The following is a 10315-nucleotide window of genomic DNA, read 5'->3' as shown; positions in this document are numbered from 1 at the left end:
GCCACCGGTAAGCAAAGCGATAAACTGGTCAGGTAAGGCTGGCCATCAGCACTTTAGAGCGCCGTTGGTAGTTGTACATTTTCTTTTTGCTTTCGGGTAATGAGTCGATATCAACAGGTGTAAACCCGCGTTCCTGGAACCAGTGAATACTGCGGGTTGTCAGCACAAACAGTTTATCCAGCCCTATTTGTTTTGCCTGGCTGGCAATTCGTTCCAACAGTATTTCTCCCCGGGCTGAACTGCGGTAGTCAGGGTGCACGGCTACACAGGCCATCTCGCCAATTTTCTCTTCTGGGAACGGATAGAGTGCGGCGCAGGCTATTGTCAGGTTATCTCGCTGAATAATGGTGAATTTATCAATTTCCATTTCTAACTGTTCACGAGAACGGCGTACCAGAATACCTTGTTGTTCCAGCGGGTGAATCAACTCAAGGATCCCACCAATATCGTTAATAGTTGCACGGCGAATTTGTTCCGCACTTTCCATTACAATCTGAGTACCGATACCATCGCGGGAGAACAGCTCCTGCAGTAATGCACCATCTTCCTGGTAGCTTATCAGGTGGCTGCGGCGTACCCCGCTGCGGCAGGCTTTTACTGCCCCACGCAGGAAACGCACAGTACCTGAATAATAATCCCCTTCAGCTTCGAGCGCATCTACGCGTTGCTGTGCTTCATTCGGGAAGAGTTCAGAAATAATATTCCCGTCTTCATCTGTCACACCTTGCGATGAGCAAAAGCCAATCATTTTTTCTGCTTTGAGTTTGATGGCCAGTTGCGTGGCGATTTCTTCTGATGTCAGGTTAAAGCTTTCACCAGTAACGGAGACAGCGACCGGGCCCATTAATACAATTGCGCCGCTATCCAACTGGCGGTGAATGGCTTCTTCATCAATTCGGCGAATACGGCCGCTGTGGCAATAATCAATACCATCGTCCACACCCAGAGGTTGGGCAATAATAAAGTTACCACTAACGACATTAATATGTGCGCCCTGCAATGGGGTATTGTTCAGGCTCATAGACAGGCGGGCAGTGATATCCAGTTGCAACAGGCCTGCAGCCTGTTTCACCAGCTCCAGTGTTTTGCTGTCTGTCACTCGGGTATTCTTATGGTAAACCGGTTCGTGATGGTGCTCGGCAAGGTTTGCATCAATCTGTGGGCGAGCACCGTATACGACAACCAGGCGGATACCCAGGCTGTGCAGCAAACCAATATCATTAACAATACTGGAGAAATTCTCATGCTCAATGGCTTCACCACCCAGCATGATGACAAAGGTTTTCCCTCTGTGTGCGTTAATATAGGGGACAGAATGGCGGAATCCCTGCACCAACTCGATTCTACGCTCCTTTACCACGGCAACACCCTCAATGCATGATTATTCGAAATAAGTGTATTTTTATTCTTTTATGGGCCTGGGTGCAAGCCCAAATTTAACCCTGTAAAACAGCAGGTCTTTGGGGTAAGGCCTGATTTGTTGAGGTTTGTTTACCCTTTTATTGATGACAGGTGCACAACCTTTGGTTAAAGTTTCGATTTAATATTTACCGTTGTGGCACATTTTCCGGCCTGACAACGCAGCGTTTTAAAATGCTCAGGAGAAGCATGTCAGATTCTCATTCATTGTTTAGCCGTCGAAATTTACTTAAAGGTGCAGGCGCGATGTGGCTCCTGAGCGTCAGCCCGTTGAGTTTTGCTGCCGCAAGCCAGATCATCGCGATTCGTGTCTGGCCTGCATCAAGCTATACGCGCGTTACTGTTGAATCCAATCACCAGCTCCAGTACAAGCAGTTTGCCTTAAGTAACCCATCCCGCCTTGTTCTGGATATAGAAGGCGTACAGTTAAATTCGGTTCTTAAAGGGCTGGGTAAGCTTATCAGCGCCAATGATCCTTATATTCGTTCCGCGCGTGTTGGCCAGTTTGACCCTCACACTGTGCGCCTGGTGTTTGAACTCAAACAAAATGTCACCCCTCATTTGTTTGCGCTGGCACCTGTTGCTGAATTCAAAGAACGCCTGGTTATGGATCTTTACCCGGTTAATGCTCCCAGTGAACAGGATCCGTTGCTGGCATTGCTGGAAGATTACAACAATGGCGATTTAGATAAAAAAATGCCGGCGCAGCCGCAAGGTCCACAACCAGGTAAAGCCGGTCGTGACCGACCTATTATTATTATGATAGATCCCGGGCATGGTGGCGAAGACCCGGGGGCTATCGGGAAATATAAAACACGCGAAAAAGATGTTGTATTGCAGATTGCCCGCCGTTTACGGTCACTGATCGATAAGCAGGCCAACATGAAGGCCTACATGACACGCAACGAAGATGTCTTTATTCCATTGAAAGTTCGGGTGGCGAAAGCACAGAAACAGCGGGCGGATTTGTTTGTCTCGATACACGCGGATGCATTTACCAGCCGTGAAGCCCGTGGTTCGTCTGTGTTCGCATTATCAACGAAAGGTGCGACGAGTACCGCTGCGAAATACCTGGCACAGACACAGAACGCTGCAGACTTAATTGGTGGTGTCAGTAAAAGTGGTGACCGTTATCTGGACCACACCATGTTTGATATGGTGCAGTCGTTAACTATCACAGACAGCCTGAAGTTTGGCAAAGACGTATTGAATAAACTAGGGCGAGTGAACCGCCTGCATAAAAACCGTGTGGATCAGGCGGGGTTTGCTGTTCTGAAAGCACCTGAAATTCCCTCTATTCTGGTGGAAACCGCATTCATCAGTAATGTGGAAGAAGAGCGTAAGCTCAAAACCGCTAAATTCCAGCAGGAAGTGGCCGAGTCTATTTTCTCCGGAATACAGGCTTATTTCTCAGACAGCTCCACACTGGCTCGTCGCAGCTAACCCCTGGGTATAGACCAGCAGAGAAGAGCACCTCAGGCGGTTCTTCTTTGCTGCAGTCAGTAAAAAAATAGCGGGTAGTTGCTTATGAACATGGCTGCTGGAGGCGTTTCAGGCAACGAGGTGTTGTAAACGTTTTCTCTGGTGCTAAAAACAAAAAAACACCCGTCAGGGTGTTAATTTATTGGTTGCGGGGGCCGGATTTGAACCGACGACCTTCGGGTTATGAGCCCGACGAGCTACCAGGCTGCTCCACCCCGCGTCCGTCTTTCTTCTTCACTTTTTTATTTTGCAAACAGCATATAACGCTTATTTTGCAAAATTGGTTGCGGGGGCCGGATTTGAACCGACGACCTTCGGGTTATGAGCCCGACGAGCTACCAGGCTGCTCCACCCCGCGTCTGTGGAAGCGCACTATACACTCATCATGTTGTGATGCAACCTTTTTTTAAATCAACATGCTGATTCGTGCCAGTGCCGGTGAAATATTCAGCTAAATGCCGGGTTTTTGTACATATCACCGGCTGGCGCGAGCCCGCTGATTTTATTCAGGCCAAGGGTTTGTTATCTTCGCGAAGCGAACGCAGTTATAACGAAGGGAAAATCATGAAATCTCATTGGGGGAAGGTATTAATTGCAGGCTGTCTGGCGACCATGCTGGCGGCCTGTTCCTCAAAACCAACGGATCGTGGTCAACAATATAAAGACGGTGAACTCACTCAGCCTTTCTCACTGGTAAACCAGCCAGATGCCGTAGGTGCGCCAATCAATGCCGGTGATTTTGCAAAGCAGGTGGGGCTTATTCAGGGGGCATCACCCCGGTTGTACGGTTCTCAGAGTGCCGTCTATGAGGCGGTAGAACGTTGGTTACGCTCAGGGGGAGATACCCGAACGCTACGCCAGTTTGGCATTGACGCCTGGCAAATGCAGGGTGTGGATAATTATGGCAACGTGCAGTTCACTGGTTATTACACACCAGTTATTCAGGCCCGCCATACCCGCCAGGGCGCTTTCCAGTACCCCATTTACCGTATGCCGCCAAAACGCGGCCGGTTACCTTCTCGTGCTCAGATATACGCGGGTGCACTGAGTGATAAATATGTACTCGCCTGGAGTAACTCCCTGATGGACAATTTTATTATGGATGTCCAGGGAAGTGGTTATGTTGACTTTGGTGATGGTGAACCACTGACATTCTTTGGTTATGGCGGTAAAAATGGTCACCCCTACGTGAGTATCGGTAAGGTATTAATCGACCGGGGTGAAGTAAAGCGCGAAGACATGTCTATGCAGGCGATTCGTGAATGGGGTCAGCAACACAGTGAAGCAGAAGTGCGCGAACTGCTTGAGCAGAACCCTTCCTTTGTTTTCTTTAAACCTGAAAAACTGGCTCCGGTAAAAGGTGCCAGTGCGGTACCTTTGGTTGGCCGGGCTTCTGTGGCTTCAGACAGTTCCATTGTGCCTGCGGGCAGCACGATTCTGGCAGAAGTGCCTGTGCTGGATGACAACGGCAAATTCGCTGGTCAGTATGAGTTGCGAGTGATGGTCGCTTTGGATGTCGGTGGTGCTATTAAAGGCCAGCATTTCGATATTTATCAGGGGATTGGCGATGCTGCAGGGCATCGCGCTGGTTGGTTCAACCATTATGGCCGTGTTTGGGTGCTGAAAACAGCGCCAGGAACCGGTATATTTAATGGCTGACTCTCTTCCTTGTGGGCTGGATTATCCAGCCCGTTTTATTTGTAGAACATCTGAGGTTTTTCATGGCTGTCGTACTGACGGATGCCTGGCTGCAACGCTTTGGCGGTACTGCGAGGCTTTATGGGCGTGAGGCTCTGCAGTGTTTTGCTGATGCGCATATTTGTGTTGTTGGCATTGGTGGCGTGGGTTCATGGGTGGCGGAAGCGCTGGCGCGTACTGGTGTGGGTGCAATTACGCTGATTGACATGGATGATGTTTGTGTCACCAACACGAACCGGCAAATACATGCATTGCAGGGAAATGTCGGGCTGGCGAAAGCGGAAGTCATGGCACAACGTATTGCCGCAATTAACCCGGAATGCCAGGTGACGGTTGTGGATGACTTTGTTACCCAGGATAACGTGGCACAACTGCTGGATAAAGGCTTCAGCTACGTAATTGATGCCATCGACAGTGTGCGCCCGAAAGCAGCGCTGATAGCCTGGTGCCGGCGCAATAAAGTACCTCTGGTTACAACGGGAGGCGCGGGTGGTCAAATCGATCCTACCCAGATTCAGGTGGCAGATCTGGCGAAAACTATCCAGGATCCTCTGGCTGCCAAAGTCCGTGAACGTCTGAAAAGTGATTTCGGCGTGGTGAAAAACAGTAAAGGAAAGCTTGGTGTGGACTGTGTTTTCTCCACAGAAGCTCTGGTGTACCCACAAATGGATGGCACTGTTTGCGCCGCGAAAAGTACCGCAGAAGGACCAAAACGCATGGACTGTGCTTCCGGGTTTGGTGCGGCAACGATGGTTACCGCAACTTTTGGCTTTGTGGCTGTATCACATGCATTGAAAAAGATGCTGGCTAAAGCTGCCCGCCTGTCTCAGGGCTGACTGTGCGCCGCTTTTTTTACCGCCGCTTCCAGAGCATTCAGCCCCTGGTTGCGGCTGGCACTCAATTGTGCACGCAGCTCTAAGGTTTCAAATAGCGCCAGTGGGCTACTATTTTGCAGTTGCTCACGGGTTTTCCCTTCAATACCGGTTAACAGAATTGCCAGCAGGCCGCGTACTATTCGCCCTTCGCTGTCGCCGAAGAAATGCAGTTGCCCATTCTCAGCCTGCTCCCACCCAAGCCATAAACGGTTTTCACAACCGCTGATTTCGTGTGCCCGCTCCCGTTCATCACTGGGTAGTGGCGGGAGTTTTTTGCCCAGCATAATTAACTGACGGTACTTTTCCTCCCAGGTGGTGAGTGGTGCAAAGTCGTGTTGCAAGGATTCTGGTGTTATCTGGGTTCCGAAAGGGTGTTGTCCGGTTAAAGGCATATGGCTTAGTCCAACAAAATTGACAGCGCCTGGTCAAACGCTGCAACCAGGGCGGCAACATCGTCTGGCGTGTTATAAGGCGCAAATGAAACCCGTAGTGTACCTGACACACCCAGCGCAGCAAGCAAGGGTTGCGCACAATGCTGACCAGAACGTAAAGCGATACCGGCGCTACTAATCAGTGTTGCTATATCACTGTGGTGCAGGCCATCAACCGTGAAAGCAAACAGGCTGGCGTGGGGAGCCCGAAACAGCCGGACTCCGGGCCTTTTTGCTAACTGGTGCGCTGCGCTGTCGGCTAACTGGCAGGCCCAGGCTTCAGCCTGAGCAGTATCAACCTGGCTTAGCCATTGCAGTGCCGCATTCAGGCCCGCGACGCCTGCCATGTTGGGCGTGCCAGCCTCGAAGCGCCAGGGGGCTGATTGCACAGTGTAGCCGTCAAAGGAAACGTCAGTAATCATTTTCCCGCCCCCCAACAAAGGCGACATCTCTGCCAGTAGCTCCGCTTTCCCATACAGTACGCCAACCCCTGTCGGGCCATACAGTTTGTGGGCGGAGAATGCATAAAAGTCACAATCCAGTGTGGTGAGGTCTGGTGGGTTGTGGACAATGCCCTGCGCGCCATCAACAACAACGTATGCCCCGGCCTGGCGCGCAAGGGTTATCGCCTGGACAAGGTCTGGCTGGCCACCTGTAACATTAGACATTTGGCCAACAGCTAAAATTTTACAGCGCGAGGTCATTAAGCCGGGTAATTGCTGAATATCCGGCAGGCCTTCACTGTTCACCGGCCATTTCACCACCCTGGCACCAGTCTGTTCAGCCACCATAAGCCAGGGTACCAGGTTAGCGTGGTGCTCTGCTTCACTAACGATAATTTCATCTCCGGCCAGCAGGTGAGAGCGGGCAAAACCCTGGGCTACCAGATTGATGGCTTCTGTGGTGCCCCGGGTCCAGACAATAGTGTTCGGGTCTGGGGTATTCAGGTATTGGGCTACCATAGTACGGGTATTTTCGTACTGCTCCGTCAATTGCTGCGCCTGTGCTGAGTGGCTACGGTGAACGTTGCCTCCGCTGCTTTTATAGAATGCTGTGGTCGCATCAATGACTGCGCCGGGTTTCAGGGCAGTTGCTGCGCTATCGAGATAAATCGAGCCATCATTCAGTGCGGGGAATTGGGCGCGAAACTGGCTGGGATTAAATGATTTCATGCTTTTCCTCATTTCATAGCGCTGATCGTGGCGTATTTTAAACTGTTCTACAAGCCATGACGGGGATTCAGATTCCTCCAGGAATGAAAATGGCTGTCAGGGAGTTTGTTATGCTGAATAGTGTTAGCAATTTTATTTTCAATAGTGTGGCTGCATTATAAAGCAGCATCTCATACTGAAGGAGGCGAGAATGACAAAGATTTATGCAATGCTGTGTGCGGGGATGATGACACTGGCACTTTCAGCCTGCTCCGGACCCAATTATGTGATGCACACCAATGATGGCAGAACGATTGTCACTCAGGGGAAACCCTCAACCGATGATGAAACTGGCATGATTAAATATGAAGATGCCAGTGGAGCTAAGCAACAGATAAACCGTTCAGATGTAAAAGAAATGACGGCGCTGGATGATTGATATTCGCTGATCTTCAGGCAAAAAAAAGCACCGCAAATTGCGGTGCTATACAAATCACTATGGACAGACAGGGTAAATGTACAGGAAGTGAAAAAGGCAGCCCTTGCCGCCAGGGTCTGAATAGCAGACCAATGCAAACACAACAACACAACATCACAACCGTAAGCCAAAAGCCCCTCTAAAACCTTCATTTCAGAATAGCTTTTCGTTCCGGCTCAGGAAGTGACGCCACTATAGGTATTTGCTGGTGCAACCTCAACGGACAATTTATAATGGCTCAGATAAAAAAAACTAATAGGTTAAACTCTGTTTCCTGTTTGTTATTATTGGTTAACATAAAAGCCAGGCAAAGATGTCAAAGCGACTTCCACCTCTCAACGCATTACGTGTGTTCGATGCTGCTGCACGCCATTTGAGTTTTACCAAAGCGGCTGAAGAACTATTCGTGACTCAGGCTGCGGTCAGCCACCAGATAAAGTCCCTGGAAGATTTTCTGGGGCTTAAATTATTCCGTCGACGTAACCGTTCCCTTCTGCTTACAGAGGAAGGACAGAGCTATTTTCTCGATATCAAAGAGATATTCTCCCAGTTAACTGAGGCAACGCGCAAACTACAGGCGCGGAGTGCGAAAGGGGCGTTGACTGTCAGTTTACTGCCAAGTTTTGCAATACAGTGGCTGGTACCGCGTTTATCAAGCTTCAATGCTGATTACCCGGGGATTGATGTACGTATTCAGGCGGTGGACAGGCAGGAAGATAAACTGGCGGATGATGTCGATGTGGCCATTTTTTATGGACGGGGAAACTGGCCGGGGCTGCGTGTTGAAAAGCTGTATGCCGAGTATTTGCTTCCTGTTTGTTCGCCGTTGTTGTTAACCGGAGATAAACCGTTAAAATCCCCTGAGGATTTAATTCAGCATACGCTTTTGCATGATGCGTCGCGCCGTGACTGGCAGGCCTACACCCGGCAACTGGGGCTGGCCCATATTAATGTGCAACAGGGGCCGATATTTAGCCACAGCTCAATGGTGTTGCAGGCGGCTATCCACGGGCAAGGAATTGCGTTAGCCAACAATGTTATGGCGCAATCTGAGATTGAAGCAGGCCGTCTGGTCTGTCCTTTCAATGATGTGCTGGTGAGTAAAAACGCGTTCTATCTGGTTTGTCATGACAGCCAGGCGGAACTGGGAAAAATCGCAGCCTTCCGGCAGTGGATCCTTGCGAAAGCGGCCAGTGAACAAGAAAAATTCCGTTTTCGTTACGATCATTAATCTGTACTGCCAGGGCAGAGCACAATTTAAGGTAATACCATGACCAGCCGTTTTATGCTGATTTTTGCCGCAGTGAGCGGTTTTGTTTATGTCGCCTTTGGCGCATTCGGCGCACATGTTCTCAGTAAGTCTATTGGGGTCGCTGAACTGGGATGGATACATACCGGGCTCCAGTATCAGGCATTTCATACGCTGGCAATTTTAGGCCTGGCGGTGGCGATGCAACGCCGTATCAGTATCTGGTTTTACTGGAGTAGTGTTTTTCTGGCATTAGGGACGGTTTTGTTCAGCGGCAGTTTGTACTGCCTGGCCTTGTCCCAACTCCGTTTATGGGCTTTTGTCACCCCCGTTGGAGGAGTGAGTTTTTTAGCCGGTTGGGTATTGATGCTGATTGGCGCAATTCGATTGAAACGCAAAGGTGTAACGCATGAATAAGGTAGTACTTTACTGCCGGCAGGGTTTTGAAAAAGAGTGTGCCGCGGAAATAACTGACAAAGCGGCGCAATTAGAAGTGTACGGCTTTGCCCGGGTAAAAGAGCATTCTGCCTGGGTATTATTTGAATGCTACCAGGATGGCGATGCAGAAAAACTGATAAAAAATCTGCCATTTATGTCGCTGATTTTTGCCCGGCAAATGTTCATTACTGGCGAGTTGCTCAAAGATTTGCCGCCGGAGGATCGTATCACGCCAGTTGTTGCCGCACTCACCGGCCAGGTTGATAAAGGCGGCGATTTGCGTGTGGAAGTTGCTGATACCAACGAAAGTAAAGAACTGATGAAGTTCTGCCGTAAATTTACGGTACCGTTACGCGGTGCATTGCGTGCTGCCGGGGTCTTATCAAAAGTTGAAAACAACCGTCGCCCGGTGGTTCATGTCTTTTTTATCGCTCCGGGTTGTTGCTATGTGGGTTATTCCCTGAGTACCAATAATTCGCCATTTTATATGGGAATACCTCGTCTTAAGTTTCCCTCCGATGCGCCAAGCCGCTCCACCCTCAAGCTGGAGGAAGCTTTTCATGTGTTTATTCCTGAAGATGAATGGGATGAACGCCTGGCGAATGGTATGTATGCCGTGGATCTGGGAGCCTGCCCGGGCGGTTGGACATATCAACTGGTGAAACGCAACATGTGGGTTTCCTCTGTGGATAACGGGCCTATGGCACAAAGCCTGATGGATACCGGGCAGGTAACCTGGTTGCGGGAAGATGGTTTCCGCTTCCGCCCTAATCGCAATAATATTTCATGGATGGTGTGCGACATGGTGGAAAATCCCGCCAAAGTAACGGCACTGATGGTACAGTGGCTGGTAAATGGCTGGTGCCGTGAAACCATTTTTAACCTCAAACTGCCAATGAAAAAGCGTTATGAAGAGGTGTCGCAAAATCTGGCATTTATTCGTAATGCTCTGGATGAACAGGGTATTAATGCCACCATTCAGGCCAGGCAGTTGTATCATGACCGGGAGGAAGTCACCGTACATGTACGCCGCTGGTGGGCAGCTGTCGGTGGGCGGCGCGACGAGCGCTAAGCGTACTGTAGTGACTGGTTTT

Annotated in this window: 10 protein-coding genes and 2 tRNA genes; 7 read left to right on the top strand and 5 right to left on the bottom strand. The window is 50.0% G+C overall.

The window, feature by feature from the left end; genetic code table 11:
* Positions 1-28: 28 nt before the first annotated feature.
* A complete protein-coding gene (gene argA / locus MPHASIOC01_RS16200) occupies positions 29-1360 on the bottom strand; it encodes an amino-acid N-acetyltransferase (RefSeq protein ID WP_064601091.1) in 1332 nt (443 codons plus the stop codon).
* Between the two features lie 248 nt (positions 1361-1608).
* Between argA and amiC the strand changes: the two genes are divergently transcribed.
* Positions 1609-2862, top strand: a complete 1254-nt coding sequence (gene amiC / locus MPHASIOC01_RS16195) for an N-acetylmuramoyl-L-alanine amidase AmiC (protein WP_064601089.1) — start codon at positions 1609-1611, stop codon at positions 2860-2862.
* A gap of 182 nt (positions 2863-3044) precedes the next feature.
* Here the strand turns inward: amiC and MPHASIOC01_RS16190 are convergent.
* Both MPHASIOC01_RS16190 and MPHASIOC01_RS16185 read right to left on the bottom strand, forming a co-directional pair.
* Positions 3045-3121: transfer RNA gene (locus MPHASIOC01_RS16190), tRNA-Met, on the bottom strand.
* 61 nt (positions 3122-3182) lie between these two features.
* Positions 3183-3259: transfer RNA gene (locus MPHASIOC01_RS16185), tRNA-Met, on the bottom strand.
* A 206-nt stretch (positions 3260-3465) separates the two neighbouring features.
* Between MPHASIOC01_RS16185 and mltA the strand changes: the two genes are divergently transcribed.
* Complete coding sequence (mltA, locus tag MPHASIOC01_RS16180; protein ID WP_064601247.1) at positions 3466-4560, top strand: murein transglycosylase A; 1095 nt, start codon at positions 3466-3468, stop codon at positions 4558-4560.
* A 62-nt stretch (positions 4561-4622) separates the two neighbouring features.
* A complete protein-coding gene (gene tcdA / locus MPHASIOC01_RS16175) occupies positions 4623-5435 on the top strand; it encodes a tRNA cyclic N6-threonylcarbamoyladenosine(37) synthase TcdA (RefSeq protein ID WP_064601246.1) in 813 nt (270 codons plus the stop codon).
* Here the strand turns inward: tcdA and csdE are convergent.
* Positions 5426-5866 (bottom strand): cysteine desulfurase sulfur acceptor subunit CsdE, encoded by a 441-nt coding sequence (gene csdE / locus MPHASIOC01_RS16170; protein ID WP_353612922.1) that lies wholly within the window; start codon positions 5864-5866, stop codon positions 5426-5428. The two genes, tcdA and csdE, sit on opposite strands and share 10 nt — an antisense overlap.
* 5 nt (positions 5867-5871) lie before the next feature.
* Entirely contained in the window at positions 5872-7077 is a 1206-nt protein-coding gene (csdA, locus tag MPHASIOC01_RS16165) for a cysteine desulfurase CsdA (protein ID WP_353612921.1), read from the bottom strand.
* A gap of 190 nt (positions 7078-7267) precedes the next feature.
* On the opposite strand from csdA, the gene MPHASIOC01_RS16160 reads away from it, so the two are divergent.
* The 4 genes from MPHASIOC01_RS16160 to rlmM all read left to right on the top strand — a co-directional run bounded on the left by MPHASIOC01_RS16160 (position 7268) and on the right by rlmM (position 10293).
* On the top strand, positions 7268-7495 hold the full coding sequence (locus MPHASIOC01_RS16160; protein ID WP_064601083.1) for a YgdI/YgdR family lipoprotein: 228 nt from the start codon (positions 7268-7270) through the stop codon (positions 7493-7495).
* Positions 7496-7847: 352 nt separating this feature from the next.
* Complete coding sequence (gene gcvA / locus MPHASIOC01_RS16155) at positions 7848-8765, top strand: glycine cleavage system transcriptional regulator GcvA (protein ID WP_064601081.1); 918 nt, start codon at positions 7848-7850, stop codon at positions 8763-8765.
* 39 nt (positions 8766-8804) lie between these two features.
* A complete protein-coding gene (locus tag MPHASIOC01_RS16150; protein ID WP_064601079.1) occupies positions 8805-9200 on the top strand; it encodes a DUF423 domain-containing protein in 396 nt (131 codons plus the stop codon).
* Positions 9193-10293, top strand: coding sequence for a 23S rRNA (cytidine(2498)-2'-O)-methyltransferase RlmM (gene rlmM / locus MPHASIOC01_RS16145; protein ID WP_353612920.1), 1101 nt, complete (start codon positions 9193-9195; stop codon positions 10291-10293). The genes MPHASIOC01_RS16150 and rlmM overlap by 8 nt, the downstream gene beginning before the upstream one ends.
* Positions 10294-10315 lie beyond the last annotated feature (22 nt).

Origin of the sequence: Mangrovibacter phragmitis (assembly GCF_040429585.1) — a bacterium.
GTDB lineage: Bacteria > Pseudomonadota > Gammaproteobacteria > Enterobacterales > Enterobacteriaceae > Mangrovibacter > Mangrovibacter phragmitis.
Note: the sequence above shows the minus strand (reverse complement) of the source record. Positions and strands in the feature narration are given on the sequence as shown.